Origin of the sequence: Stutzerimonas stutzeri KOS6 (assembly GCF_000307775.2) — a bacterium.
GTDB lineage: Bacteria > Pseudomonadota > Gammaproteobacteria > Pseudomonadales > Pseudomonadaceae > Stutzerimonas > Stutzerimonas stutzeri_B.
On the sequence record NZ_KK020676.1, the window covers coordinates 1,949,341 to 1,974,653 of the forward strand.

41 protein-coding genes and 1 pseudogene are annotated in these 25,313 nt (G+C 60.4%); 38 read left to right on the forward strand and 4 right to left on the reverse strand.

Annotated elements, in window-relative coordinates; genetic code table 11:
* Positions 1 to 3 precede the first annotated feature (3 nt).
* Positions 4 to 234 (reverse strand): hypothetical protein, encoded by a 231-nt coding sequence (locus B597_RS37050; protein ID WP_003297495.1) that lies wholly within the window; start codon positions 232 to 234, stop codon positions 4 to 6.
* A gap of 628 nt (positions 235 to 862) precedes the next feature.
* Here B597_RS37050 and B597_RS37055 point away from each other — a divergent pair.
* A complete protein-coding gene (locus B597_RS37055) occupies positions 863 to 1,693 on the forward strand; it encodes a putative periplasmic lipoprotein (protein ID WP_031323502.1) in 831 nt (276 codons plus the stop codon).
* Between the two features lie 170 nt (positions 1,694 to 1,863).
* Here the strand turns inward: B597_RS37055 and B597_RS37060 are convergent, their stop codons facing one another.
* The 3 genes from B597_RS37060 to B597_RS37070 form a co-directional block, all read right to left on the reverse strand.
* The gene (locus B597_RS37060) at positions 1,864 to 2,553 is read right to left on the reverse strand and encodes a DUF1828 domain-containing protein (protein ID WP_226924992.1); all 690 of its coding nucleotides are present in this window, start codon (positions 2,551 to 2,553) and stop codon (positions 1,864 to 1,866) included.
* 74 nt (positions 2,554 to 2,627) lie between these two features.
* Positions 2,628 to 3,116, reverse strand: a complete 489-nt coding sequence (locus tag B597_RS37065) for a hypothetical protein (protein WP_003297497.1) — start codon at positions 3,114 to 3,116, stop codon at positions 2,628 to 2,630.
* Positions 3,117 to 3,250: 134 nt separating this feature from the next.
* The gene (locus B597_RS37070) at positions 3,251 to 3,919 is read right to left on the reverse strand and encodes an XRE family transcriptional regulator (RefSeq protein ID WP_031323504.1); all 669 of its coding nucleotides are present in this window, start codon (positions 3,917 to 3,919) and stop codon (positions 3,251 to 3,253) included.
* Positions 3,920 to 4,029: 110 nt separating this feature from the next.
* Between B597_RS37070 and B597_RS37075 the strand changes: the two genes are divergently transcribed.
* The 37 genes and pseudogenes from B597_RS37075 to B597_RS47360 form a co-directional block, all read left to right on the forward strand.
* Complete coding sequence (locus B597_RS37075) at positions 4,030 to 4,212, forward strand: Cro/CI family transcriptional regulator (RefSeq protein WP_003297499.1); 183 nt, start codon at positions 4,030 to 4,032, stop codon at positions 4,210 to 4,212.
* Between the two features lie 34 nt (positions 4,213 to 4,246).
* Positions 4,247 to 4,732: a phage regulatory CII family protein gene (locus B597_RS37080; RefSeq protein ID WP_226924972.1), complete on the forward strand. Its 486-nt coding sequence runs from the start codon at positions 4,247 to 4,249 to the stop codon at positions 4,730 to 4,732.
* Positions 4,733 to 4,760: 28 nt separating this feature from the next.
* Positions 4,761 to 5,069: a hypothetical protein gene (locus B597_RS37085; protein ID WP_003297501.1), complete on the forward strand. Its 309-nt coding sequence runs from the start codon at positions 4,761 to 4,763 to the stop codon at positions 5,067 to 5,069.
* 187 nt (positions 5,070 to 5,256) lie between these two features.
* The gene (locus B597_RS46445) at positions 5,257 to 6,483 is read left to right on the forward strand and encodes an HNH endonuclease (protein ID WP_192939401.1); all 1,227 of its coding nucleotides are present in this window, start codon (positions 5,257 to 5,259) and stop codon (positions 6,481 to 6,483) included.
* Positions 6,380 to 7,243: a hypothetical protein gene (locus B597_RS37090; RefSeq protein WP_226924973.1), complete on the forward strand. Its 864-nt coding sequence runs from the start codon at positions 6,380 to 6,382 to the stop codon at positions 7,241 to 7,243. The genes B597_RS46445 and B597_RS37090 overlap by 104 nt, the downstream gene beginning before the upstream one ends.
* Positions 7,240 to 7,521: a hypothetical protein gene (locus tag B597_RS37095; protein WP_003297506.1), complete on the forward strand. Its 282-nt coding sequence runs from the start codon at positions 7,240 to 7,242 to the stop codon at positions 7,519 to 7,521. The genes B597_RS37090 and B597_RS37095 overlap by 4 nt, the downstream gene beginning before the upstream one ends.
* Positions 7,518 to 7,811 carry a hypothetical protein gene (locus tag B597_RS37100; protein WP_003297507.1) on the forward strand — a complete coding sequence of 98 codons (294 nt, stop codon included), beginning with the start codon at positions 7,518 to 7,520 and terminating at the stop codon, positions 7,809 to 7,811. The genes B597_RS37095 and B597_RS37100 overlap by 4 nt, the downstream gene beginning before the upstream one ends.
* Positions 7,808 to 8,062 carry a TraR/DksA C4-type zinc finger protein gene (locus tag B597_RS37105; protein WP_003297508.1) on the forward strand — a complete coding sequence of 85 codons (255 nt, stop codon included), beginning with the start codon at positions 7,808 to 7,810 and terminating at the stop codon, positions 8,060 to 8,062. The genes B597_RS37100 and B597_RS37105 overlap by 4 nt, the downstream gene beginning before the upstream one ends.
* Entirely contained in the window at positions 8,055 to 8,231 is a 177-nt protein-coding gene (locus B597_RS47350) for a hypothetical protein (protein ID WP_024162138.1), read from the forward strand. Before B597_RS37105 ends, B597_RS47350 begins: the two co-directional genes overlap by 8 nt.
* Complete coding sequence (locus B597_RS37110) at positions 8,224 to 8,733, forward strand: hypothetical protein (RefSeq protein ID WP_003297509.1); 510 nt, start codon at positions 8,224 to 8,226, stop codon at positions 8,731 to 8,733. The genes B597_RS47350 and B597_RS37110 overlap by 8 nt, the downstream gene beginning before the upstream one ends.
* Positions 8,730 to 9,032, forward strand: a complete 303-nt coding sequence (locus tag B597_RS0223430) for a nuclease domain-containing protein (RefSeq protein ID WP_031323507.1) — start codon at positions 8,730 to 8,732, stop codon at positions 9,030 to 9,032. The genes B597_RS37110 and B597_RS0223430 overlap by 4 nt, the downstream gene beginning before the upstream one ends.
* 88 nt (positions 9,033 to 9,120) lie before the next feature.
* Positions 9,121 to 9,507, forward strand: coding sequence for a hypothetical protein (locus B597_RS37115; RefSeq protein ID WP_152028175.1), 387 nt, complete (start codon positions 9,121 to 9,123; stop codon positions 9,505 to 9,507).
* Positions 9,504 to 10,118 (forward strand): DUF6378 domain-containing protein, encoded by a 615-nt coding sequence (locus B597_RS47650; RefSeq protein ID WP_003297512.1) that lies wholly within the window; start codon positions 9,504 to 9,506, stop codon positions 10,116 to 10,118. Before B597_RS37115 ends, B597_RS47650 begins: the two co-directional genes overlap by 4 nt.
* Before the next feature lie 220 nt (positions 10,119 to 10,338).
* Positions 10,339 to 10,623, forward strand: a complete 285-nt coding sequence (locus tag B597_RS37125) for a hypothetical protein (protein ID WP_003297515.1) — start codon at positions 10,339 to 10,341, stop codon at positions 10,621 to 10,623.
* Positions 10,620 to 10,979, forward strand: coding sequence for a RusA family crossover junction endodeoxyribonuclease (locus B597_RS37130; RefSeq protein WP_003297516.1), 360 nt, complete (start codon positions 10,620 to 10,622; stop codon positions 10,977 to 10,979). Before B597_RS37125 ends, B597_RS37130 begins: the two co-directional genes overlap by 4 nt.
* A complete protein-coding gene (locus B597_RS37135) occupies positions 10,979 to 12,115 on the forward strand; it encodes a hypothetical protein (protein WP_003297517.1) in 1,137 nt (378 codons plus the stop codon). Before B597_RS37130 ends, B597_RS37135 begins: the two co-directional genes overlap by 1 nt.
* Positions 12,112 to 12,654: a hypothetical protein gene (locus B597_RS37140; RefSeq protein WP_003297519.1), complete on the forward strand. Its 543-nt coding sequence runs from the start codon at positions 12,112 to 12,114 to the stop codon at positions 12,652 to 12,654. The genes B597_RS37135 and B597_RS37140 overlap by 4 nt, the downstream gene beginning before the upstream one ends.
* Before the next feature lie 101 nt (positions 12,655 to 12,755).
* The gene (locus tag B597_RS37145) at positions 12,756 to 13,280 is read left to right on the forward strand and encodes an HNH endonuclease (protein ID WP_003297521.1); all 525 of its coding nucleotides are present in this window, start codon (positions 12,756 to 12,758) and stop codon (positions 13,278 to 13,280) included.
* A gap of 819 nt (positions 13,281 to 14,099) precedes the next feature.
* A complete protein-coding gene (locus B597_RS37150; protein ID WP_003297522.1) occupies positions 14,100 to 14,450 on the forward strand; it encodes a crAss001_48 related protein in 351 nt (116 codons plus the stop codon).
* An 88-nt stretch (positions 14,451 to 14,538) separates the two neighbouring features.
* A complete protein-coding gene (locus tag B597_RS37155) occupies positions 14,539 to 14,838 on the forward strand; it encodes a hypothetical protein (protein ID WP_003297523.1) in 300 nt (99 codons plus the stop codon).
* On the forward strand, positions 14,835 to 15,050 hold the full coding sequence (locus B597_RS37160) for a DUF7940 domain-containing protein (RefSeq protein ID WP_003297524.1): 216 nt from the start codon (positions 14,835 to 14,837) through the stop codon (positions 15,048 to 15,050). The genes B597_RS37155 and B597_RS37160 overlap by 4 nt, the downstream gene beginning before the upstream one ends.
* Positions 15,047 to 15,268, forward strand: coding sequence for a hypothetical protein (locus tag B597_RS37165; RefSeq protein ID WP_003297526.1), 222 nt, complete (start codon positions 15,047 to 15,049; stop codon positions 15,266 to 15,268). Before B597_RS37160 ends, B597_RS37165 begins: the two co-directional genes overlap by 4 nt.
* On the forward strand, positions 15,250 to 15,417 hold the full coding sequence (locus B597_RS47355; protein ID WP_003297527.1) for a hypothetical protein: 168 nt from the start codon (positions 15,250 to 15,252) through the stop codon (positions 15,415 to 15,417). Before B597_RS37165 ends, B597_RS47355 begins: the two co-directional genes overlap by 19 nt.
* Before the next feature lie 117 nt (positions 15,418 to 15,534).
* The gene (locus B597_RS37170) at positions 15,535 to 16,008 is read left to right on the forward strand and encodes a terminase small subunit (protein ID WP_003297529.1); all 474 of its coding nucleotides are present in this window, start codon (positions 15,535 to 15,537) and stop codon (positions 16,006 to 16,008) included.
* The gene (locus B597_RS37175) at positions 15,983 to 17,266 is read left to right on the forward strand and encodes a terminase large subunit domain-containing protein (RefSeq protein WP_003297530.1); all 1,284 of its coding nucleotides are present in this window, start codon (positions 15,983 to 15,985) and stop codon (positions 17,264 to 17,266) included. The genes B597_RS37170 and B597_RS37175 overlap by 26 nt, the downstream gene beginning before the upstream one ends.
* 5 nt (positions 17,267 to 17,271) lie before the next feature.
* Positions 17,272 to 18,624 (forward strand): DUF4055 domain-containing protein, encoded by a 1,353-nt coding sequence (locus tag B597_RS37180; RefSeq protein ID WP_003297532.1) that lies wholly within the window; start codon positions 17,272 to 17,274, stop codon positions 18,622 to 18,624.
* On the forward strand, positions 18,624 to 19,709 hold the full coding sequence (locus tag B597_RS37185; RefSeq protein ID WP_024162140.1) for a phage minor head protein: 1,086 nt from the start codon (positions 18,624 to 18,626) through the stop codon (positions 19,707 to 19,709). The genes B597_RS37180 and B597_RS37185 overlap by 1 nt, the downstream gene beginning before the upstream one ends.
* Positions 19,710 to 19,783: 74 nt before the next feature.
* Complete coding sequence (locus B597_RS46450; RefSeq protein ID WP_003297534.1) at positions 19,784 to 20,560, forward strand: NUMOD3 domain-containing DNA-binding protein; 777 nt, start codon at positions 19,784 to 19,786, stop codon at positions 20,558 to 20,560.
* 146 nt (positions 20,561 to 20,706) lie between these two features.
* The gene (locus tag B597_RS37195; RefSeq protein WP_024162141.1) at positions 20,707 to 21,444 is read left to right on the forward strand and encodes a hypothetical protein; all 738 of its coding nucleotides are present in this window, start codon (positions 20,707 to 20,709) and stop codon (positions 21,442 to 21,444) included.
* Positions 21,445 to 21,453: 9 nt separating this feature from the next.
* Positions 21,454 to 22,437 carry a major capsid protein gene (locus B597_RS37200; protein WP_003297538.1) on the forward strand — a complete coding sequence of 328 codons (984 nt, stop codon included), beginning with the start codon at positions 21,454 to 21,456 and terminating at the stop codon, positions 22,435 to 22,437.
* 46 nt (positions 22,438 to 22,483) lie between these two features.
* Positions 22,484 to 22,756 (forward strand): hypothetical protein, encoded by a 273-nt coding sequence (locus tag B597_RS37205; RefSeq protein WP_003297539.1) that lies wholly within the window; start codon positions 22,484 to 22,486, stop codon positions 22,754 to 22,756.
* 3 nt (positions 22,757 to 22,759) lie between these two features.
* Positions 22,760 to 23,128, forward strand: coding sequence for a hypothetical protein (locus B597_RS37210; RefSeq protein ID WP_003297541.1), 369 nt, complete (start codon positions 22,760 to 22,762; stop codon positions 23,126 to 23,128).
* Between the two features lies 1 nt (position 23,129).
* Positions 23,130 to 23,516, forward strand: coding sequence for a hypothetical protein (locus tag B597_RS37215; RefSeq protein WP_003297544.1), 387 nt, complete (start codon positions 23,130 to 23,132; stop codon positions 23,514 to 23,516).
* Positions 23,516 to 23,962 (forward strand): hypothetical protein, encoded by a 447-nt coding sequence (locus B597_RS37220; RefSeq protein WP_003297545.1) that lies wholly within the window; start codon positions 23,516 to 23,518, stop codon positions 23,960 to 23,962. The genes B597_RS37215 and B597_RS37220 overlap by 1 nt, the downstream gene beginning before the upstream one ends.
* Before the next feature lie 2 nt (positions 23,963 to 23,964).
* Positions 23,965 to 24,522, forward strand: a complete 558-nt coding sequence (locus tag B597_RS37225; RefSeq protein WP_024162142.1) for a phage tail terminator-like protein — start codon at positions 23,965 to 23,967, stop codon at positions 24,520 to 24,522.
* Between the two features lie 13 nt (positions 24,523 to 24,535).
* The gene (locus B597_RS37230) at positions 24,536 to 25,102 is read left to right on the forward strand and encodes a hypothetical protein (protein ID WP_003297549.1); all 567 of its coding nucleotides are present in this window, start codon (positions 24,536 to 24,538) and stop codon (positions 25,100 to 25,102) included.
* Positions 25,103 to 25,106: 4 nt separating this feature from the next.
* Positions 25,107 to 25,313: pseudogene (locus B597_RS47360) on the forward strand (hypothetical protein); the annotation flags it as partial.

Below are 25,313 nucleotides of genomic sequence, written 5' to 3' on the forward strand. Positions count from 1 at the left end.
TTGCTATCTCCTTGTGTCTTTAGCGGCGTATGCCCAGGCGTTGTTCGCTAGGGTGCTGATCCGCATGTATTCGTGCTGAGTGATGACTCCAACCACGGCCAGCGCGCTGATGAAGCCAAGGCAGCGCGGCCCCAACACATCAACGCCTTCCCGGTCGTCGCAGTTGCGTAAGTCGGTGAGCTGCCTTCCGATCTGGCTGCGCGCAAAAGCAACATCGTGATCGCTGATTTCCATCTCGATTCCTTCCTGTTCTGTATGGGTTGAGTGATCTGGTGAGGGCTTACCCCGCTCTCAGCGGAAGCCGCTTACTCTGGGCGCCAGTCAGATCACTCACCGATACAGCCGGGGCGATTACCCCGGCGCTATCGTTCTTTCTGGCCTCCGTTACTTGCCACGGTGGGCTGGGCTGAACTTTCAAGGAATCCTTGATAGTTCGATCTCGTTGCGCGTCTGCCGGAGTCATCTCTCTGCCCGCTGCCGCTACTGGCGTCGCATCGGGTGGCTGCGCAACTTCGCGTGACTGCATGTGGAGCCACGGCCAGTTCCAGAGCTGGCATGGACGACGGTTTAGCTTTCTCACCACCGGGTTGTCCGGTACGTCGTTGGGTCACGTCAAGTTGTGTAAAGAGCATTCCGGGATCACCCGAGGCATCGCTGCCTGTCGGTGCGCTGTGTTGCGCTTCGATGGGTGTAATTTAAGCATGCTGAATTTACAGGTCAAGTCTTTTTTTAAGCTTACTGAAATTTTATGGTGCGCGAGATCTGCCGTTTCGCCGCGCAGGGTCGGCTTGATAAACCTTAAGCCAAGCTATCGGTGGCTATTTGATATAGTCGTGGCGCCTAAGAATATGAGGGAGGGGCTATGAGAAATTGGATGATCGCTGCGTCGATGGTTTTAACGCTTGCCGGCTGCGGCCAGGGCGACCAGGGGCAAATTGAGCAGCTGCAGAAAGAAATAGCAGTACTGCAGGCCAAGCTCAAGACAGTAGAGACGGCGCTAGATGATGAGAGGAACGGAGCCGTGCGACTGCTAGCCGTCGCGAAAAACGAGCTAGAAAGCGGGGCGGCAGCAAAGGCAAAGCAGGCGCTTTTGGCCTTGGTGGAGCGCCATCCGGGCGCAGAGCAGGCTAAAGAAGCCAAGGCGCTGATCGCCGAATTGGATCGGAAGGCTGCGCAAATCGAAGAGGAAAAGCGAAGGGAGGAGGCTCGCAAGGCAGAAGAGCAGCGCAAGCTTATCGCCCGGGCCGAACAAAACCTTCGAAAAGAAGTAGATGAGGTGCGCGAAATCACCTGGCTCAGCCACAAGAAAGAGCCGGTCCTTGGCAAGAAGGTGTCTCTGTACTTCGGCACCAAAAACGGATCCGCCAGCACCTACCCATTGCGGATGAAGCTGCAATATTCAGCCGATGACTGGCTCTTCGTCCGAAACGTCACCGTCAAGGCTGGCGAGAAAACGATAGAGCTGCGCACTGGCAACTTCGAGCGCGATCACTCCAGCGGGACGATATGGGAGTGGGCGGATCAGCCGGTTACTGATTTCAAAATGCTGGATGAAATCCTAGCAAGACAGAAGGTAATTATTCGCTTCAACGGAAACCAGTACTACAGCGACTTTACGCTACCGGAATCCCAGAAGGCGGCAATGCGTGAGGTCCTGCTGGCATGGGAGCGGTACGGCGGCAAGCGTAGCTAGGCTATTGCACTGCGCCCGCTCAGCGGCGGGCTGCAGGTTGATCAGGAATCAGCAGGTCGAGCGAAAAGGTGCAGGCCGACCGGAAAAGCGCAGGCCGTGCAGGTGGCGGGGAGGAGGGCAGATACAAAAAGCCTCGCCGAAGCGGGGCTGGGTCAGGCGCAGGGCAACGGCTAGGCCCTGCGGTGCTCGATCTTCTCGCGAATGGCGGTCACGTTGGCGATGCTGGGGACTATATCGTTGGCGGCTGAGAGCAACCTCGATTCATCGGCGCGGGGCAGATCGGCGATGTCGCTGCAGACGATCATGGAGTCGAAGCGCGTGCCGGAAGCTTTGAGCTTCAGCAGGGTGATGGTGGTCAGGCGAGCCTTGTCCTTGCCGTTGACGCCGAAAACGAACAGAGGCCGAGCAGGCGCCTCTATGCGGTAATCCACCTGATAATCCTCGCCGCCCTCGAAGTCAGGCGTATAGCCCTCGGTCACGTCCTCGGCCGGCACTGTGGCTAGTATCGCCGCACGCAAGTCGCTGTAGAAGGTCGACTCCACGCGGCTTCGCGTCCACAGGGCAATGTCTTCGATGCGGCTGAGCCCCTGGCCGACGCGAAACATGCCGGCGATCAACTGGTCGGCGGGCACCTCGGCAAACAGCTCGCCATCGTCTTCCTGAAGCCCGTTCTCGGCTAGGATCGTTTCATAGAGGCGCAGACGGGGGCCGGTGAGCAGCTTGGACAGGTCGTTCTCATAACTCAGGCGCATCATCGTCGAGGCCGCATCGGACAGCCGCCAGCCGGACCTGCTGCGCGATAGGTAAATACAGAACGAGTCACCGTCGCGCGCGGTCATCGGCAGGGAAACGGACACCATATCTCCGGACGAGCGAATGCCTACGTCCGCACAGAACGCGCTGCATAGGGTTTGCTTCAGCTCGGCCAGGTCGATCATAGGAGTGGTAACTGCGCCCCGTTATCGGTTTGTTCAGGGTGAACAGTATGGAAGCCAGTGATGTTCCAGTCCACCAATAGACAGCGAACAGCGCCCTCAAGGTCCGTGTACCTATCGGTGGTTTCGGCGTACTTTTCCGCCTTGTCGCCCAGCTCGATATAGCGCTGGGTGGCTCGATGGATGTGGCATTTGAAACGGATCAGCTCGCCGCCTTCCAGTGGGTTGCGGTGCTCGTGGTTGCTGCCGTTGTAGCGCGCCAGAGTGATGTCGCTGCCGCTGGGATGCTTGTAGATCAGCCCGCAGGAGTAGTTTTCCGGGTCAATCAGGTTCTGTCGGGTGTAGATCTCGAACCGGCTTGAGCCTGCTGCCGAGACGACTGAGTAGCCGGCCTGAACGGACTTGCGCTGCTCTTTACTCTTGGCTCTGGGGTTGGTGATGACTTTGGCCTCTGCGAGCAGCAGGGCTATTTCAAGATCTGTAATCATGCGCGCCTCCGTGCCAGCTACAGCAACTCCACCCTCGAGAACGCCACCCGAGAATGGCAGCGTTCCCATTCGCCCACATCCGCACCTTGCTCGGCGCCACGATGTGGCCGCCCCTCACATCGCCCGGCCATGCCCTAGAGCCCGGTTATCTTCGCGTCCACCACGCGCCCAATCAGCCGCCACTCGTCGTCCATCTCAACCTGGTTGAACGCTGGGTTGAGCGGCACAAGGTAGGCGGTTCCCGCGTCTCGCACGTACTGCTTGAAGGTGGTTTCGCCGTCGCGATGCTTGGCGATGTAGAACTTGCCGCTGATCACGTCGAAGCCTTCAGGGCGCACAAGGATCGGCGTATCTGGCGGAAAGCTGGGCGGTGTCTCCGAGGTCATCGACCTACCCTTTACTCTGAGCCAATATCCGTGCTCGCCAGCGTTCTCGGTTGACTCCAGCATCTCCTCGCCGTCGCCTGGGTAGTAGTTATCCGGCGACTCTGCTCGCTCGCCAGCAGCTACCCAGCTGATAAGAGGGTAAGCCCGCGGGGCGCGACGTGGCTGCAATGCGGGGGCGACGTTGGAGTGCTCGGCATTGCTCTCGATGCGCTCAGGGCCTTCTTCGATAGCAAGCCACTGGGCGCTGAAGCCAGTGGCTTTCGCCAAGGCGAACAAGTTTTCAGGCTTGAGGCTCTTGCTCTCGCCTGATAGCCACTGAGTCACGGCCGAGTTCGCAACGTTGCACTGGGCGGCGATCTCGCCTTTTTTGAGCCCGCTCACCTGGATGGCGCGGGCAATTCGTTCGTGTCGTTCCATAACACACATGTTAAGCATCCTGAATTTAAGCATGCACTGCGCTTAAGTAATTGCTTGACCTAGTAATTTAAGCATGCTGAAATTGCGGCAAGCTAACCCGAGGTTGAGCAATGAAGACTCAAGACGTGGCCGATTTCTTCGGCAGCAAGAAGAAGCTAGCGGACGCCCTCGGTATCCGCCCAAGCGCAGTAACCATGTGGGGGGAAACGGTTCCCGAATCCCGCCAGTACCAAATTCAGGTCCTGTCCCGGGGCAAGTTCAAAGCGGTTCGCAAGGCTCCAGTAGCTGCATAAGCGACATCCCTGTCAGTGGTTTCCATGGTTGTAAGTGTCGCCCCAGCTTGAAAAGGGCGCCACGCGAAAAACACAAGAGGTTCGCGAGATGGAAGTTTTTGAGCGTGCACTGCACGACGAAGTGATCGCAGAAGGCGGTACCGATCTGGCAAAGCGCATGGGCGTCAACCGCACCCGGCTGCTCGACTGCGCAAACCCAAATCGCGAAGAGCACCGCATGAACCTGCAGATGTTCGGCCAGATCCTTGCGCATGTCTCGGAAGAGGGTCGCCAGCGCGTTCTGCAGGCGCTTGTCGGCGAGTTCGGCTTTGAACTGGTAGCCAAGGAGCAGCCGAAGGCAGAACAGCTCACTAGCGCCGTCCTGCACATGCACTCCGAGGTCGCTGACGTGACTCGCGCCGTCACCGCAGCCCTGGAGGACGGCCATGTATCCCAAACCGAGAAAGCCTTGATCAAGCGCGAGATTGGGGAGGCTCAGCGAAGCCTCAACGTGCTGATCGAGTCGGTAAAGGTCGCCTGAGGCGCTTGGAAGGTTAAGGGGTGGCGAGATGATCGAGCAGAAAAACATCAGTCAGGTTCGCCTGAGCGTTCAAGCCCAGGCGGGGATTGCAGAGCTGCGTGGATTACTTGCCACGCTTAAACAGGTTTTTGAAGACGCCCCGAGCGTGGGCCTGGAGGTCTACCAACTCCTTTTCTGCGAGCGCGATCTGCTTCGCCCCGGCTTCATCGAGTTTCGCGGTATGGCCGCAGCCGGGACAGATCGTCTGGCTGTCTCGCTTCACGTCACCGACAGGCTGCGTGAACTGGTGGCTGCAGCTGCTGCAGGTGACCTCAAGGGGTTGCGCGTCAATGAGTGACATGTTCGGCCTCCGTGGGCTTTTCGTGTGGAAGCAAAAAGCTATCACGGATGCGCCGGGCACCCATACAGCCTGAATCGCAGGCACAAAAAAGCCCGGTGGGAAAGACCGGGCTCTTCAACAGCAACACAACTTGACGAGGCCAATTATGGCAGCACTACACACGATAAGCAAAGGGCGGTTGCGTATGCAGCTCCAACAAGCAGCAGGGGACGCTGTAGCGTACTACCCAGCCTTCCGAAGGGTGTTGGGGCTAAACGCTGCAGCCGCACAGTTTCTCTCTCAGGCGGTGTACTGGGCTGAGCGCACCAACGACGGTTGGTTCTACAAGACCGAAGCGGAATGGGAGGGCGAGATTGGTCTGGCTCCTGACGAGGTGCGCGATGCTCGCAGAAACCTGAAGGCGCTCGGCATTCTGGATGAGCAGCGTAAAGGCATCCCGGCCAAGATGTTCTTCCGCATTAACGCGGACGTACTGATGGCAGCGCTTGCTGGTGACGTGCAAGAGGTAACCCTTGAGCAAGTACTCACCATTCACCGCACAAAGCTGACACAGCTCTCCAAGACAGGGCTGATGCGCGCAACCAAGCTTGGCGTGACCGCTGAGTACGTTGACTATGCGGCGGTGCTAGAAAAGCACGGCATGGTCTGCGGCTGCTGCGGCAAGGCCATCGTTCGCAGCCCCGGCAAGGGCGGTCAGCATCTCTCTTTCGATCACATCATCCCGCTTGCCGCTGGCGGCACCCATGTGTTCGCCAACCTCCAGCCGGCTCACGCTAGCTGCAACGGAGCCAAGGGCTCGAAGGTCTTGGCTAGCGCAACTAGAACCCTCTCCGTAGAGAAGTCTAGTTCTTCTACCGTAGTAGAACTTGAAGCTCTACAGAAGAAGCACAAGCAGTCTTCCGCTAAGCCCACTATTACAGAGACTACACAAGAGACTACAGCAGAGACTACTTCACTTGCGCTCGTCTCCGCTGACGCGGCGAGCAAGCGCCGGCCGAAAGCGAACGGTGAGGCTGAGCAGGCACGGCAAGAAGCCTGTCGCGCAATCTGGGGCTCGTATGCGCAGGCCTATGTCAACCGCTACGGCGCAGCGCCTGTTCGCAATGCCAAGGTCAACCGCCAGGTTGTCGATCTCTGGAAGCGGCTCGGTGCCGAAGCTGCTGCGGTCGCTGAATACTTCGTCTCGATCAACGATTCCTACCTGATCCGCAACTGCCACGACCTTGGATCGCTGCTGACCAAGGCCGAGTCCTACCGCACCCAGTGGGCTACTGGCCGCCAGATGAACGGCCGTACCGCCCGCCAGATTGAAGACACCCAGGCGAACCTCAACGCCGCGCAGGAAGCCGCTGCCCGCATCCGCGCCCGCGAAAACGGAGGTGTCCGCAATGACAACCCTTTCCTTCGCTGAGCAGGCGCAGCTCGCCGCCGCAATCGTTGCTACCGCAGAGACTCTTGGCCAAACCATGAGCGCGGCTGCGGCTGAGCTGATGGCATCAGACCTGTCTGAATACCCCGCGCCGGACATCATTGCCGCGCTGACAGCCTGCCGCCGAGAACTGACTGGAAAGCTGACACTGGCTGCGATCCTTCAGCGGGTACAGGCAGCTGATGGGCGCCCCGAGCCAAACGAAGCGTGGTCGCTGGCCCTGGCTGCGTCCGACGAGTTCGACAGCGTTGTCCTGACCGACGAAATCCAGCTGGCCCTCGGCGCCGCCCGCGCCATTCTCGACGCTGGCGACAAGGTGGGGGCGCGCATGTCTTTCCTGTCCGCATACCAGCGCCAGGTTGATACCGCTCGCCGTGAAGGCAAACCGGTTAGCTGGAAGCTATCGCCCGGCTTTGATCAGCAGCGCCGCCTGATGGCCGTCGAGGAAGCTGGTCGCCTCGGTCGCCTGCCTGCCCCGGTCGTTCAGGAATACCGCGCCCAGCTGACCCACGAGCCTATCACTCAAGACGGTGCCGCCATCGCTGGGTTGATCACTGGCCGCGTCGCTATGCCGAACCCAGAAGTCCGCGCCAAGTTGCGACTGGTGAAAGAGGCGGTTGAAGAGAGCCAGGCCGCGAAAGAGAAAGCCCGCCTCGCTGAAATCAAGGTGACGCAGGAGCGTTTCGAGGCGAAGCGCGCGGCGCAGCTCAAGGCACTCAAGGAACTGGAGGCCAAGGCATGAACCACAACTTCAAGCCAGGCGATCTGGCGCTGGTGATCAGCAGCGGCGAAGAAGAGCTGATCGGCAAGACAGTTGAAGTTCTTGAGGTTTTGCTCGACAGCCAGAAGGAGTACGAGGCGTACGGGTGCATTCATGAGGGCGATGCAGACGGCTCTCCATCTGCCTTCGTCGACTTCGGTGGCGCTAATGATGTCTGGCTCTTCTCCCAGAAAAACCTCATGCCCCTTCGCGGCGACTTCCAGCCCGAGCGCCAGAAGGAAAGCGAGGTGCCGGCATGACCTCATCCATCGGCACCCGCCGAATCCACGACAACGGCATCTGCTGCCCGACTACCTGCGACATCTGCCTGAAGCCTCGCAACAACGGCTCGCACCGTTCCTGCGCCAAGGTTCGCCAGCGCATATACGCCGCCCCGGCACAGCAGCGCCTGGCCGTTCTGGCTCTCCAGAAGCAGGGCTTCCGCCCTCAAGCAATCACCGGGGCAGGCATAGGCCTATCCCGCGGCAATGACCATCGCGTCGTCTGTGCTGACGGAAGCACCCAGCGCGGCGTAGGAGCGAAACGATGAGCGACCACATGGAAATCACAGCCGCCTTCGAGCAGGCCCGCACCGCTCCCGACGTAACAGACCGCGCCTCTGGCCTAGAGGAAGCGGATCGCATCGGTGGCGTGGCGCTGGTGCGTGAACGGCTGCAGGGGCAGGGTGCTGAGGAATGCGAGGAGTGCGGCATTGAGATACCCAAGGCGCGCCGCAAGGCTGCGCCGTGGGCGGTGTGCTGCGTGGACTGCCAGGGGCTGAGGGAGCGTCGCCATGGCTGACCATCTGGAGGTTCTTCGTCAGTACAACGCCTGGCGTCGGGGTGACGACGAGCGCGCATTTTGCGAGACCGGGCTGACGCCGGCCCAGATCGGTCAGGCCATCGACGCGGCTATTGCTGAGTGTGAGTTTCGTCGTGCGGCGATGGGTGAGGAGGTGGCGAATGGCTAAGGCGCCGAAGCCCATGCCGGTCTACCTGACCCTGCGCAAGATGATCGACCCGGCCACCGGAAAGGAGCGCGCCGCATTCGTGGCCGCTTCAGAGGCCGACGCATCGCTGATGGCCGAGCGCGGATTCAAGCTCAACGCCAAGGTGCGCGCCGACATCAAGCAGCCCCGCAACGAGCGTTTCAACCGACTGGTTCATGGCCTTGGGCGCGTACTGGCCCAGAACATCGACCGCTTTGCCGGTATGCAGGCCCATGCAGCCATCAAGGAGCTGCAGGCCGAATCGGGCGTGTACTGCGACAGGGAGGAGTTCGATATTCCGGGGCTGGGCCGACTGAGCCGGCAGGTTCCGCAAAGCCTCGCGTTCGATTCGATGGGCGAGGAGGCATTCCAAGACTTCTGGCGCCAGTGCTGCGCGTATCTGGTGAAGACCGATTGGCCGACGCTCACCGAAGAGCGCCTGACCGAGATGGCCGAGTTCGAGACGTTCCGGGAGGTGGCATGAGCCGAATAGTCAGCAAAAAACTGCGCGATTCGGCTCGCGGCCAGTCCTGCACCCTTCGCCTTCCTGGCTGTGGATTCGATGACGGAACAGTCGTTCTCGCTCATCTGCCGTGCGGCCAGAAGGGAATGGGAATGAAGGGTCCTGACCAGATTGCCTGCTTCGCCTGCGACCACTGCCATTCCGTACTGGATGGCCGCCGCAAGGGCGAAATCACCGAGGGCGACATGCTGCGCGCCCTGGCCGAAACACAACTGATCTGGCTCCGCGACGGGCTGCTGACCGTTAAGGGGGCGGCATGAAGACCTGCCCCATCGACTCCACCCACAAGACAACGGCCTTCAGCAGCCGGCAGACCCTGTACTGCCACGACTGCCGCAAGGAACACCCATGGCCGCTAAAGCCCGGCCAGATACCCCTGATCGCAAACAACAGAGCAACGAGGAAGCCGCAATGACCATCAAACCAAAACACGTATTTGCCGACCTGCTGTCCGTCGGCCTCAGCGCGGCCCTCGCCTTTGGTTCCGGGGCGCTGCAAGACTTCGCCTTTTACGTTCTGCTGGTGTTCGTCTCGCTGGGCTGGCTGGCCCTGCTCTGTGTTGGCGTCAAGGGTGAGGCCGCTGAGACGATTCGCGACCGAGTGTGGTGGAGCGGCTTTCTATCGGTCGTGCAGATATCGGCATTGATCTTCTCCGGCCACCCGGTGCTGGCCGCATTCAGCCTGGTTCTTTCGATGCTCATTGTTGCATCGGCTTTCAAGGAGCAGCAGGCATGAAGGCCCATCAGATCCTCGAAGCCGGCCTAGGCCACATGAAGGACCGCTCTGCCACCTACGACAAGCCAGCCGGCGAGCGGAGCATGGGCGCCACGGTTGACGCATTCCGCGCCATCACTGGCCACGACCTCACCGAAGAACAGGGCTGGCTCTTCATGGGCCTGCTCAAGATGGTTCGCAGCCAGCAAGGCGGGTTCCGCGCTGACAACTACGAAGACCTGGCCGCATATGCCGGCCTGCAGGGTGAGGCCGCATGGGCTGAGCGCGCGAATCAGGACTTCGGCCAGCAGAACACCATCGACTGCCGCACGGATGCCGAGAATGTACAGCAGCCCGGGCCGGCTTGGACGCTTGAGGCGAGACGCTGCCTTGTGTGCTTCGGTGAACACGGAAGCGCGCCTTGCCCGCAAACCCGCATCACTGCATCAGTAGTCAACGACCCGCGCACTGTAGTCGGCCTGGACTTGTCGTTCCCGACCGAGAAGCACATGAACTTCGCGCCGGCGTGTGAGCACGTTTTTGACATAAACGGCTGGCGTGAGGCGGAGGGAGGAAGCAAGCAGTGGTTCAGTAAGTGCTCGAAATGCGGAGTCGAGGTGGACAGTGAATGACTTCCTCTGCGGCGAGGCGTGGATTAACAGCGGAAGGCCTGACTGCCAAGGCCAATGCGGAAGCGCTTGCCCTGGTAATCGCGGACAAGATGCGGGAGCGCTGCAAGCCAATGGGACTGCCGAAGTGGCGCCAGTGGGTATCGGCCGAGCTGTCGAGGATGAGCCCGCTGCTCCGGTTGATGGTGCGCGCTGCGCTGGAAGCGAAGGCGAGGGGGAGTAGATGATCCAGGTGATGAACGATATCGCGATGATCTTTGGCTATTCGGTTATGGCAGGCCTCGTCTGCTGGCTGTTCATCACCGAGTCAGAGTTCGCCCTGCGCGACGACGTGAAGAAGTTGATCTTCTTCGGCATTGGCCCGGTGTGGTTCCGGATATCCGAGACGGGGCCTCTCTACTCCAACATGCGGGAGATTGGTTTTCGGCTATTCAGCTGCGGCGATTGGGCGTTTGGCCTGTCGATGCCGCGCTGGCTGGGCAAGCTGGTTCGGAGGGTGGGTCTGTGACCGCCATCACCTTGCCGTTCCCACCGAGCAACAACACCTACTACCGCCGCGTTGGCGCCAAGACGCTGATCAGCGCCAAGGGGCGGGAGTACTGCGCCGCGGTGGTGAAAGCGTGCGCCGAAGCCAAGGTGACCAGGCAGGACGGGCGTTTGGCTGTGGTGATAGAGGCGTGCCCGCCCGACCGCCGCCGCCGTGACCTCGACAATCTGCTCAAGGGGCTTTTGGACGCACTCACCCACGGCGGAGCCTGGGAAGACGACAGCCAGATCGACCATCTGACCATCAAAAGAGGCCCTATCAAGGCCCTAGGGTGCGTCGAGGTGACCATTTCAGAGATAGATGGGGAGGCAGCCTGATGGCCGCACGCAAGCACGACGACGAGACAATCAAGGCCGCGCTGACTGGGCGTACTGTGGCTGCCGCCGCAAAGATCCTGAATCTGCATGAGCGCCGGGTATGGGAGCACAAGGCTCGCTTCGCGCGTGAAGGCTGGAGCCCGGAGCATGGGCTGACAATCGGCGCGCCTGAGACGTTCCTGCTCTCCAAGCTGACCGTGCAGCGCGGCAAGAACGGCGAGATCGAAAAGACTTGGCCGAGATATTCGCCTGACATGGTGAAGCAGATGGCCGCCATGCGGGCAACCGTTGCGGCAATGCAGGAAGAGCTGAAGGCAGAGAAAGCGCTGCCGGCACCGCTGCACACCCTGGCGCACCTCCTCAACTGCTACGTCATCACCGACTACCACTTGGGCATGAATGCCTGGGCAGAGGAAACGGGCGCAGCATGGGACATGAAGATTGCCGAGGAAACTCTGGTGGGCTGGTTTGGTGCAGCCATCGCTCAGGCGCCGGACTCACATACCGGCGTATTCGCTCAGCTTGGGGATCTGCTGCATTGGGATGGCATCCAAGCGGTGACTCCGACATCCGGCCACGTCCTTGACGCTGACACCCGGTTCCAGAAGCTGGTCCGCGTGGCAATCAGTGTCATTCGCCGCGTGACGGCCATGCTGCTGCAGAAGCACGAGCGCGTCGTTCTCCTGATGGCCGAGGGCAACCACGACTTGGCGTCGAGCGCCTGGCTGCGTGAGCTGTTCGCGGCCCTGTACGCCGACGAGCCCCGCATCGAAGTTATCACCCGGCCCGATCCCTACTACTGCATCGAGCACGGTCGCACGTCGCTGTTCTTCCACCACGGCCACAAGAAGCGCATGGACTCGCTCGAAACGGTATTCATCGCCAAGTTCCGCGAGGTTTTCGGCCGCACCAAGCACAGCTACGCGCACACAGGCCACCTGCATCACAACGTCCTGCGCGAGACGAACACCATGCAGATCGAGCAGCACCGCACCCTGGCCGCGCCAGACAGCCACGCAAGCCGCGGAGGATGGATGAGCGGACGTGACGCCAAGGTCATCACCTACCACAGCGAGCACGGTGAAGTGGGGCGCATCATTGTTTCGGCCGACATGGTTAGGGGAGCAGCAGCATGATCTATCAGAACGTGGTTTCCGCAGTAGTGCGCGCCCTGGCGAGCGAAGTGATCAACTCGGCTGGGGGCTGCGATTTTGAGCCAAAGGTGCAGGCCGCTCGTGTGCCGGGCGCCATCTGCGGCAAGGAAGAGGCTTTCCTGACTGACTGCTGGGTGCATGGCCGTCTGCACAAGGCGCTGCCGGTTGGCCTGTGGCTGGCTCTCGTCGCGAAATATTCGACACATCTGGAGCGCAAGCACGACGCAATGATGGCTCTGGCCGGCTCGGTGAAGTCTCCAGCGCCCGAGCGGTTCGTTCAGTGTGCCGTAGCGACGTGGGCATTCCCGAAGCTGCCGGGTGTGGAAGGCAAGCGCAGCACGAGTGTTCTGCCGACTGCGTGGTACGAAATTAACAACTGGGACGATGGCGGCAAGCCAGACTCCACGCTCTACCGTTGGCGCTCAGCGATCCGCCGAAGCCTAGAAGATCAGGTGAACGAAGCGTTGATTCGTGCGCAGGAAATACTCGACCGCGAAGGCCTGATCCGCTGCGCCGCGTAAGGTATAATCATCATGCGTGGCTAGGCTTAGCGGCCGAAAAGGAGTTGTCTCACTCCCTGCCACGTCATCACCTGAGACTCATCGAATAGGAGACGTTCGATATGCTCACTCAAGAGCGACTGAAAGAAGTTCTGCACTACAACAAGCACGTTGGCGTTTTCACGTGGCGGGACAAGTCCAATCCCAGGACATACGGCAAAACTGCCGGTGTTGTGAATCGTGGGCGTGGATACATTACGATCGGCATCGATTACGAGCACTACACCGCACACCATCTCGTCTGGCTTTGGCATCACGGCTATATGCCTGCAGGACAGATCGACCACATAGATGGTGACCGCTCAAACAACCTGCTGAGCAACCTGCGCGAAGTGTCGCAGGAGCAGAACTCAATGAATATGAAGCGCAACGCACTCAACACCAGCGGAGTGAAGGGCGTCCATTGGGACAATCAGAGGAAGCGTTGGGTTGCGGTGATAAAGAACAAGGAGCAGTACCTGTTCCGCAAGGCCTTCAAAAATCTTGAGGACGCAGAGCGAGAGATAAAGGCCGCTCGTGAAGCCTTGCATGGAGAGTTCACGAATCATGGCGTGCATCGGTACGAACTCGAAGAAGCGCTTGACTAGAGTAATAAAGTGATAGAAGATACGGCTATCTTTGTCATTTCACGCGTTGAGATGGCCGAGAGCAGGTGAGTGCGCAGGCTGATGCGCAAGTGTAAGACCTGATGGATTGCGGGAATCGTGGCCGGTAAAGTGAGTAAGCGCCCAGATGGCCACGGCGAGTCCAATAATAAGCGGCTGAAACCTTCGCCCCAGTGAAACTCTGGTGTCACTAAGGCCGCTAATAGTCATGCCGGAGATCAGCACCGGCCACCTGCATTAAGTCAGCATGCGATGGGTTAAGAGAGGGTGGCGAAAGCCATCAAGCCGAAAGGCCCGGATCCTCTCTCCATGGGCTGGCCAGCGGGTCGCGACGACGCGGCCGCCGTCGAGCAACTGCACCGTGAAGCGGTCGACGGGTTGAGACACGGCGAGGCGTGTGACCGAGGCAGCGTAATGGCCTCCCCGGATACGGTAACCGGAAATACAACCTCTGCATCTCTGATGCAGACCAGAGCCCTGACTTCGGTCGGGGCTTTTTCGTTCTTAGGCCCACCCCGAGCACCACCGCGAAACGCCCGGATTTACTGGCGTGGCGGTGTGAGAACGGATGATTTAGGCCCATCTGCGCACCACCAGTTTCCGGGCATCGCAAACGGCAGCTTGAAGGGCTCGCCACCCTGCGCCCAACCCAATCCCCGGCCTGCTTGCGATCGGCTACGCGCCACACGCAGCACACTGCGCGACCTGATAACAGGTATCGCCCCGCAGACGTGCGGGGAATCGGGCTCTACACCTTTCGGCCTCGCCTAGTGCGGGGCTTTGTTATTTCTGGAGCATCGCATGACTCAGGATTACATCGGCACCAAGCAGATCACCGCATGGGAGCAGGACAAAGACGGCCAGTCCGGATATGCGGTGAAGTATGCCGACGGCTACGTGAGCTGGAGCCCGAGGGAGGTATTCGAGGCCGCTTATCTACCGATGGGTCATGTTGGGCATTTGCCTCCGCACCAACAGCGAGTGATTGGCGAGAAGGTGCAGCTTGACGACAAGGTGCAAAAGCTCAACGGCTTCATCGGCACCGAGTTTTTCAAGACTCTGCCGGACGCCGAGCAAGATCGATTGCTTCGCCAAGCCATGTCCATGCGTGACTACGCAACAGTTCTGGAAGAGCGCATCGACGCCTTCTAACCCTATTCCGGCCCCGCGCCTGCCTCTTTGCCCTCAGGCGGATGGCAGCTGCGTGTGAGGCCGGACCAAACACCAACGAGACTCCACTATGACCGACAGCCATCACGAGGCCGGACGCTCCGTGCCCGAAAGGGTCGGTGCTCTGGAGCAAGACATGCACCTGGTCAAGCACAGGCTTGATCGCTTCGACCGGCACCACGAAGACCTCCCGATGCGGGTGGGGCGCCTGGAGCTGATAGCACAGACACAATCCGAACTGCTCAAGTCCTTGGATGTGAACGTGCGGGAGATGGGCAAGAAGGTGATGTACGGCCTCGGCGCTGCCGGCGCGATCATTTCCGTGGTGCAGATCGTTGGGCCTCATCTGTTGAGAGCGGTCACGTCATGAACCTGATTCCCGAATGGCGCAAGTGCTGGCGTCTCACCAGTGTGCAGCTCGCCATCCTCACCGCAGTGCTCAACGCAGCTGCAGGTGCATGGGTAGCGTTCGAGGGCCACATCAGCCCCGTCGCATGGGCCAGCGTGAACATGGTCCTCGGTGTGGCTATGGCTATCGCCCGGGTGGTGTCGCAGCCGAAGGTCACTGGAGAGCAGCAATGAAGCAGCAGCCACCATGGATTCATCGCGCAGGCGACGGCCGCGGTGTCCGCAAGGTGTTCCTTGATGGGGAAGAGATCAAGATGGCTGTCTTCGCCGACCAGAAGCGCGGAATCGTTGATCGCTATCGCCAGCCCTTGAAGATCCATAGCCGCGATGAGCGCCTCATTACTGAGCGCCTGCATGGTCGCGTGGAGGTTGTATGGCAAACGTCCAGCTAGTGGCCGTCGTCAAGATTCGCTGGTGGCTGCGCCTGTATCTCGCCGGAGTGGTTGCAGCCTCTCGCATCACTGGACTTGGCCCGGATTGGCAAAAGGTCAGTCAGTGGATTCGGCGCGGCACAGTGATTCGCTTCAAGGCGGCACAGTGAAACGCCTCCACGCCATCCTCATCATCACCTGGCTAGGCATCTGCATCGCCTGCCTCTGTGCAGGGGAAATGGGGGAAGCGGCTAGACGGTGATGGAAACGCAATAGAGGTTCCTCGCATGAGCTTAACCCTGAAGCAGGAGGCCTTTTGCTCGGCCTACCTGGAGACGGGGAATGCCAGCGAGGCCTACCGAAGGGCGTACAACGCCGAGAACATGAAGGCCGGCACCATTGCGGTGAAGGCCAGCGAGCTACTGGCGAACGGTAAGGTCGCGGTAAGACTGGCTGAGATGCGCCAGGCAGTTGCAGAGCGCAACCAGATCACGGTCGATGACCTGCTGCGTGAACTGGAAGAGGCCCGCGTTAAAGCGCTGAGCTGCGAGAACCCCCAGTCATCTGCAGCGGTAAGCGCCACCCTCGGTAAGGCCAAGCTGCTCGGCCTAGATCGCCCAGATCTGAGTCTTGATCTTGAAGCAAAGCGCCTAGGAATCGAAAAGCTGCGCCGCGAACTGGAAGACCCGAATCAGGGCTTGCCTGAGCCGAAGCAAGTCATCATCGGGGTGGAAGATGCAAGCGACCCTGAAGCTGAATAAGCCGCAGTTCGAATTCATCAGCCACCCGAAGAAGTTCTCTGCGTTCGTTGGTGGGTATCGAAGCGGCAAGACGTTCGTAGGCTGCGTGCGGCTGTGTATCAACGCACTGGAGCACCCTGGCATTCCGCAGGGCTACTTCGCGCCGACCTATCCGCAAATCGCGGACATCTTCTACGACACGATCCCGGGCGTTGCTGAGGCCTTCGGGCTGTTCGCCGACATCGTGCCGAGCAACAAACGTGTGCATCTTCGCGACTCGAAAGGCCGCTGCCTGTCGACGATCGTCTGCAAGAGCATGGAGCACCCTGGCCGCATCGTCGGCTTCAACATCGCGCACGCACTGGTCGACGAGATCGACTGTATGCCGATCAAGAAGGCCGACAGCGCCTGGAAGAAGATCATTGCCCGTATGTCTACCGTCTGGCCGACCCGCGGAGAGAACACCATCGACGTGACGACCACGCCGGAGGGGTTCAACTGGGTATATCGCAAATTCGTCAAGGAGCTGGCCGCAAACCCAAGCCAGCGCCCGCTGTACGGCATCGTCCATGCCAGCACACGGCAGAACGCGAAGAACCTGCCGAAGGACTACATCCCGTCGCTGCGTGAGTCGTACCCGGCCAATCTGGTCGACGCCTACATTGACGGCCAGTTCGTCAACCTGGTCAGCGGATCGGTCTATCCGAACTTCTGCCGGCGGCTAAATCACACCGACGAGACGATTCGGCCGGGTGAGGAGCTGCATGTCGGGATGGACTTCAACATCAATCGGATGGCGGCCTGCGTGTTCGTCATTCGTGACGGTGAGCCGCGGCAACTTGATGAACTGACCAGCCTATTCGATACGCCGGCAATGATCGCTGCGCTACTTGAGCGATTCCCCGGCCACAAGATCACCGTGTACCCGGACGCCAGCGGTAAGAACCGCAAGAGCGTCAACGGCAGCGAATCGGATCACAGCTTGCTCAGGCAGGCCGGCTTCACGGTCCGCGTCAACCCGGCAAACCCGATGGTTCGTGACCGCGTTCTGGCCGTTAACGCCATGTTCCTCAATGGCGACGGTGTGCGGCGACTCAAGATCAACACCGACAAATGCCCGGTCACCACCCAGGTGCTCGAGCAGCAGGCATACAACGAGCACGGAGAGCCCAACAAGGACGGCACGGAAGACCCGGCCGATGCCTTCGGGTACTTCGTCGTTCACCGCTTCCCAATCATAAAACCGGCCAAGCCGCAGACAAAATCACTACGGATGTAACGCCAATGAGCAACGACCCAAGCCAAACGATCCCGGCCGTGGACGCCATGCGCGAGGATTGGGCCATCGTTGCGCCGCTGATGGGCGGCACGAAGGCTATGCGGGCCGCCGGGCGTGCTCTGCTGCCTCAGTACCCGGCCGAAGAGGACGACACCTATAAGGAGCGCCTGCGCCTCTCCACGCTGCTGCCGGCCTACGCCGAGACGGTCAACAACATGACCTCGCGGGTGTTCGCTGAGCCTCTGCAGCTGGGCGACGACGTTCCTGACCGCCTGGCTGAACTGTGCGAGGACATCGACCTTGCCGGCAACGACCTCAACAGCTGGTCGGTTGACCTGTTCCGCCACGCGCTGAGCCATGGCCTCTGTCACGTGCTGGTTGAGTACCCGCGTGCTGAAGGGCTCCGCACTCGCGCAGACGAGATCGCTGCAGGTGTTCGCCCATACGCCGTGATGATCCGCCCCGAGCAGGTGCTGGGATGGCGCGTCGAGGCCGGCAAGCTCGTGCAGTTCCGCTACATGGAGTCGATAGAGGAGGCAGACGGCGAGTTCGGCGTGAAGTCTGTCGCCCAGGTGCGAGTCCTGGAGCCTGGCGTGTGGCGCACCTACCGCAAGGCCGACAATGGCGGTGCATGGGTGCAGCACGACGAAGGCGCTACCAGCCTTGCCTATGTCCCGCTGGTGACCTTCTACACCGGACGCACGGGCTACATGACGGCTCGCCCGTCGCTGATCGAGCTGGCACACCTCAACGTCAAGCACTGGCAGTCCCAGAGCGATCAGGACAACCTCCTGCACGTCGCCCGCGTGCCGCTGCTGTTCATGTTCACCGATGACGAGCAGTTCCAGCTGGTCATCAGCTCCGGCAGCGCGACCCGCATGCCGAAGGACGGCGACGCGAAGTACGTCGAGCACACCGGTGCCGCGATCAATGCAGGCCGCGAGGCGCTGCAAGACCTGATCGAAGAAATGCGCATGGCCGGCGCCAAGCTGCTGCAGAAAGACAAGCAGCAGACCAAAACGGCGACCCAGGCGAACGAAGAGGCAGCGCAAGAGCTGTCCCCGCTGGCTCGCATGGCCAACCAGTTTGCAGATGCAATCGCGCAGATGCTGCAGATCATGGCCGACTACCTCGCCCTGGGTGACGGTGGCACGGTCGAGGTGCGCGGAAACTTCGATCAGGACTGGGCGCCGGAAGTATCGGTTCCGCAACTGCTGCAGATGGCAAACTCCGGCAAGCTCAGCGACGAAACCCTGTTCGCTGAGATGCAGCGCCGCAACATCATCAGCGATGAGTACGACTGGGCGGACGAGCTGGAGCGAATACAGAATCAAGGGCCGGCCCTTGGGGGGATGTGATGGCAACGGCGAATGACAAGATCGTCGACGCAGCGATCAGCCATCAGATCGGGCTGCAGCGCTACGGAACCGGGGTGGTTCGGCGCGTAATGGCGATCCTGAATCGAGTCGACGCCGACCTGTTTGCTCAGATGGTCATCGCCCTTGAGAAGATGCCGCCCGAGTCATTCACCGTGCAGCGCCTTGATCAGCTGCTTGTCGAGGTCAATAGGCTGAATGCCGAGGCGTACAGGGCCGCTGGAGAGGAGCTAGACAATGCCCTGCTAGAGCTGGCCGGCTATGAGGCTAGTTATCAGCACAAGATGCTGCAGAGCGTCCTGCCTGCCCAGGTTGCCGAGGCCCTTACATTGGCCACGGTGCCGGCGAATCAGGCTTACGCCGCAGCAATGGCCAGGCCATTTCAGGGCAAGCTGCTTCGCGAAGCCTTAAAGGACGTGGAAGCCGCTAAGGCAATCCGCATTCGTGATGCAATCCGGATGGGGTTTGTCGAGGGCGAGACGATCAGTCAGATGGTTCGCCGGCTGCGTGGCACGCGCACCAATGGCTACGCTGACGGACTGCTGGAGATCGACCGGCGCGGCGCTGAGGCTTTGGTGCGTACCGCAGTCAACCATACCGCCAACTATGCCCGCCAGGCGGTGTTCGAGGCAAATGCCGACATCGTGAGAGAGTGGCTTTTTTTGGCGACCCTCGACGGGAGAACCAGCGCTTCATGTCGCGCCCTATCGCAGAAGACGTTCAAGATTGGAACAGGGCCGCAGCCCCCCAGGCACTGGAATTGCCGCAGCACCTCGGTTCCCGTGCTCAAATCGGCATGGGAGGCTCTGGGGCTGAGCAAGGACGAGATAACCATCGCCGATCAAGCGAGTATGGACGGGCAAATTCCTGGCGACATCAGTTATGGGCAATGGCTGAAAGGGAAACCCGCAGGCTTTCAGGACGAGATATTAGGCCCGGTCAGAGGGAAGTTGTTCAGGGATGGCGGCCTGGAGCTTGACCGATTTGTTGATCGTAATGGGAAGGAGTATACGATTGCCGAGCTCAGGAAAAGAGATTCCGAAGCGTTCGGAAAAACAGGGCTATAACGCTATAATGACGAAGCCCGGAGTGCGCTAACACTGCCGGGCTTCTAACCAAGCCAACCTGTTCGGAGGTCAACGTGGCTGACAGCATTCTATCCGGTTCCGGGATTTACGCCATACGCAACAAGCAGAGCCAAAAGTCCTACATAGGCTCCGCTGTAAATATTGATCGCAGACTTAAAGAGCATCGGCAGAGGTTGAAGGCTGGCGCCCACCATTCCCCGAAGCTACAAAGAGCATGGGCTAAGTATGGCGAAGATTGTTTTGAGTTCGTCCTGCTTGAGCGAGTTGAGATCAACGACCTGATAGCTCGTGAGCAGTTCTGGATGGATCATCACGGATCAGCCTTGCATGGTTACAACGTATGCCCTGTGGCTGGAAGCATCCTTGGCGTGAAAAGATCTGCTGAGACGCGCGCAAAAATGTCAGCGTCTCAGGCCCGCAGGGTGTTTGCTCCGCTATCTGATGAACACAAGAAGAGTATCTCGTTAGCCCTGAAGGGGCGAAGCAAATCCCCAGATACGAGAGCCAAGCTTTCAGCGGCGCATAAAGGGAAGACCGTTTCTGCTGAAACAAGAGCAAAGCTTTCTGCTGCCACCCTTGGGATGAAGCACACAGAGGAAGCCAAGAGCCGAATAGGTGCTGCGGCTAAGGGGCGAGTTAAGTCTGAGGCTGAGAGGGCAAACATTTCAGCTGCTAGGGTTGGGAGAATATTTGGCCCTCTAACAGAAGAGCACAAGCGAAACATATCCAAGGCCAGTAAAGGCCGAAAGCAAACACCAGAAAGCGTAGCCAAGCGCGTCGCAACTAGAAAGCGAAATGCTCTTGCGAAGCAGGCGATGCAAGCTGCTTAAGCGATAGGCTGCGTCAACCAATAACGCAGCAACCAGCAAACCACACTACAGCCCGCCATTGAGCGGGCTTTCTCGTTTCTGGCGCTGGCAAAGCTGGCGTCTTCACCATGCGGCAAGGCCGTTAATCGTCCCAAGGGGATCAACTCATGTTTCAACGCAAATACGTTCTGATGCAGGAAGCTGGCGAAGGCGGAGAGGGCGGTGGCGGCCAAGGGCCAGAAATCACTCCTGAAGTCCAAGCTCTTATCGATGCTCAGGTAAGCGCGGCTGTCAGCGGCTTGAAGGCCAAAAACACCGAGCTACTTGGCAAGGTCCGGGAGTCCAGCGAAAACCTGAAGCGGTTCGATGGGATCGACCCTGACGCCGTGAAAAACATCCTGCAGCGCTTTTCGGACGATGAAGAGGCCAAGCTGATCGCGTCCGGCAAGATCGATGAGGTCTTGAACAAGCGCACCGAGCGTATGAAGGCAGGTTTCGAAAAGGAGACCGCCAAAGAGCGCCAAGCTCGCGAAGCAGCAGAGCAGCGCGCTGAAAGATTCACCCGCCGAGTCCTTGAGAACAGCATCCGTGCCGAAGCGAGCGCTGCCGGTATTCACCAGCACGCAATCGAAGACGCCCTGTTCCGCGCCGGCTCGCTTTTCACCCTGGATGACGAGGGAAACCCCGCCGCAGTGGAAGGCGCGTTCGGCAAGGACGGCAACCCGCTCACCATGAAAGAGTTTTTCGCCGAAATGAAGGAAAAGGCCCCGCACTGGTGGCCGGCTACTGCAAACGGCGGCGGCGCTCCTACTGGTGGCGGTCAACCCCCCAAGACAAAGGGCAACTTCGGTGGCAGCCGCGAAGAGCGATTGGCAGCCATCAAGGCCCAAACCGCCAACGCATAAGGAGGCCCAATGGCCCTTTCCGATATGAAGGTATTCAACGAATACCTCAAAAACACCACCATCGAAACCCTGGCACAGGACGTTGAGAAATTCAACGCTGCCTCTGCCGGCGCTATCCGCCTGACCACTCAGGGCATCGACGGCGACTTCCTGCAAGAATCCTTCTGGGCTGGCCTGCATGGCGCCCAGCGTCGTGTCGATCGCTACGCCGCCAACGGCGCCCAGTCGGCAACCGCGCTCTCCCAGAAGCAGTACGACGCTGTCAAGGTGGCCGGTGGCTTTGGTCCGATCCTGTGGGAGCCCTCGCAGCTCTCCTGGATTCAGAAGAGCCCGGAAGAGGCGCTGGAAGTCATCAGCCGCAACCTGTCCGAGGCAATCGTGGCGGATCAGCTGAACACCGTAATCGCCGCCCTGGTCGCTGCTATCAGCAACCAGGCCGCTGCCGTGAACGATGTTTCCGCAACCGCTGGCGTCACGTACGCAGCCATCAACGCGGCTCACGCCAAGTTCGGCGACGCCTCCGGCCGTCTGGTTGCGCAGGTAATGAACGGCGTGACCTTCCACGACCTCATCGGGAAGAACCTCACCAACGCGCAGCAGCTGTTCCGTGCTGGCGACGTGACGATCGTCGATATCCTCGGCAAAGCCGTCATCGTGACCGACTCCCCGGCGCTGTACTCGGCCGCGGTTGCCACCCCAGCCGCTCCGGCCAAGCAGCGCGTGCTGTCCCTGGCCGATGGCGCTGGCATGGTGATGGACGGTTCCGACCTGATCACCAATATCGAGACCAGCAACGGTAAGGGCCGCATCGAGACGACCTTCCAGGCAGACTATTCCTTCGGTCTGGCGTTGCGCGGCTATACCTGGGACACCGCCAACGGTGGCAAGTCTCCGACCGACGCCGAGCTGGCCACCGGTTCCAACTGGGATCTGGTCGCCGACTCGATCAAGGCTTCGGCCGGCGTCATCACCATCGGCGACGCTTCCCTGTAACCGATAGGGGCGGGCTCCGGCTCGCCCCGTTTCTCTGGAGGATGAAATGTCCGAGCAGAAGATTGCATACGTTGAACATCCGGTCACACCGGAACGGAAGGCTGAGCTGCGTGCTCAGGGCTTCAAGATCATCGACGCTCGATTCAAGCCGGTCGACGTGGAAGGCGAGCCGGAAACAGGTGGCGCCGGCCGCAAGCCTTCCCACGGCCTGCGCATCGATGACATCAAGGCGAAGTTGACTGAGAAGGGCATCGCCTTCGAGGACGGCGCAGAGCGCGCTGAACTGGCCAAGCTGCTCGACGAAGCACCTCAGGGATAAGCCATGACCGAGTACATCACCATCGCGCAGGTCGACGGCCTGCTGGGGTCTGCATGGACCACCGAAGACAAGAAGGCCCGCGCGGTGCTGATGGCTAACACCTGGCTGACGGAGCGGCTTTCTGTGACGTTTACGGACGTTCCTGATGCCGTCGTGCAGGCCGGGGCGGAAATCGCTCAGCTTGCCGCGTCTGGCGGGCTGTATGCGGCCCAGGAGCGTGAGGCGACGAGCACTAGCGTAACCGCAGGCCCTGTGCAGTCGAGCAAGACCTTCAAGGAAGGCAGCAAGGCCCTGTCCGCTGCCGAGTCATTCGCGCTGGCATTGATCCGCCCATGGGCCGGCTCAAGCCAGATTCGCCTAGTGAGAGGCTGACATGGCGCTACGCGACGAGATCCTGGCCGGCGCTGCCGAGGCCCTTGCTGTAGTCGAGGAGATCGGCGAGCTGATCACCCTCACGCTCGTGCAGCCGGGTAGCTATGACCCGGTGACGGGCGAGAACACGCCTGGCGCCACGCTGACGCAAACAGTTCGCGCCGTGCTCGACAACTACAGTCCGCAGTCATCCGGCACGCAGTATGCCGACGGCACCATGATCAAGCGCGACGACAAGAAGTTTTTCTTCGGCGCAGCTGGTCTGGAATGGGCGCCAACGCTTGAGACGACGATTACCGCAGCCGGCCAGGTGTGGCAAATCGTCAGCATCGTGACGCTGAATCCGACAGGTGACGTGCTGGCCTACGAGGTCCAGGGGAGGTGCTGATGAGCTTCGCAGACGACATGCGCCGATTCACGGAAAAGACGATCACCGCGGGCGACAAGATCACGCGTACTGCCACGCTGGATTTATTTGGCGGCGTGATCAGAGCAACGCCGGTCGACACTGGCAGGGCCAGAGGTGCCTGGACTACATCAGTCGGCGCGCCGGCAGACTCGCCAGATCGCTCAGACAAGGTAGCGGTCGGCCAGAACGGCGGTGCGGCCATGGCGGAAGTTTACGAAAAAACACCGGCCGGGGCCGGTCAAGTCACCTTCCTGGCCAACAACATGCCCTACATCCACGACCTTGAGCTTGGCGGTTACAGCGGCCCAACCGAAAAAGTTACCGACGGCGGATTTAGCCGGCAGGCGCCCGCGGGGATGGTCAGGATTAACATGGACCGCGTCCAGCCCATGGTTGACGCGGCAATCCGAAAAAACAGGGTGTGACGATGAGCGAAGCCAAAATCCACTCTGCGCTGGTCGCGGCATTTATCGCGTCCGAAGTGATGCCGATCGAGCGCACTGCGGTTGAAGGGCGCAGCTACACCCCAGTGCAGGGGCAGAGCTGGGCGCGGCTAACCGGCCTGCCCACTGGCCGCGCGCCGGCCGGGCTTGGCTCTGCTGCGCTGCAGGAGTGGACCGGGATCCTGCAGATCGACCTGTACCACCCAAAGGGAAGCGGCCACGCTGCGCTGCTGGCCGGGGCCGATGCGGCCATGGAGTTCTTCCGCTCCGGCCGTCGCCTTATCCGGCAGGGCCAGAGCGTTCTGATTCGCCGCGCAGAGCGATCGCAGATCCGGCAGGAGGATGTGTGGCAGTCCGTCAGCATCAGCGTGTACTGCACCGCTCAAACCACCGCAGAGGCCGACAACGACCCTTGGATCGACCCCAATCAGCCCGACGGCATCGGCTGGCTGATCAGCGACGATGCGGGCAACGCGCTATCGCTCGGCAGCGATGAACGACTCTACGTAGCCCCTGCAGCCTGGGGCGCAAATCATTGGTAACTAGGAGGCCGTAATGGCGCAGGTCAAATTTTACAAAGTCGCGACATTGCCGGGCACGCTTGAAGCCGACGCCTTCTATTTCGTCGAAAACGGCACTTACACGGAGAGCTACCTGACAAACTCGGCCGGCGCCGCGAGATCCATCGGCAACTCCGCGATGATCAACTCGCTGGTCAATGCCGCGCTGGCGAGCTGGTCGGGCAATGCCTCCGCTCTTGAAATCGTCGCCGACATCGCTGCGCGTGACGCGCTGACCGCAACGCTCGACGTCAACGCGATGATCCTCGTCATTGATGCAAGCGCGGACGCGACTGTCGATAGCGGCTCGGCCCTGTACGCCTACGGGGCTTCGACTTCGACCGTGTACAAATTGGCCGAATACGAGTCGATGGACGTGATCATCCAGTGGTCATCGATCCAGGGCGGCCCATCCTCGACCCCGGCTCAGATCGATAGCGCCGTAAGCCAGGCGCACAGCCACACGAACAAGTCAGTCCTCGACCTGCTGAGCGCCGATTCCGAGGGCCTAACATACGGCGGCGTCGGTGTGTCGTCTCGCTGGGCCACGAACAACTGGTGACCAAATGGCAGTAGTCAAGCACCACAAAGTCGTCGCCTCGTTGCCCGATCCGCTTGAAGCCGACTCGATCTACTACGTGCGTGCAGGCGATGGGGTCGACGTTTACGTCACGAACGGCTCCGGCATCGTCGTTGCGTACCCGGCGAACTACATCACGCAGGTGAAGACGGTCAACGGCGAGTCGCTAATCGGCCCCGGTAATATTGAAGTT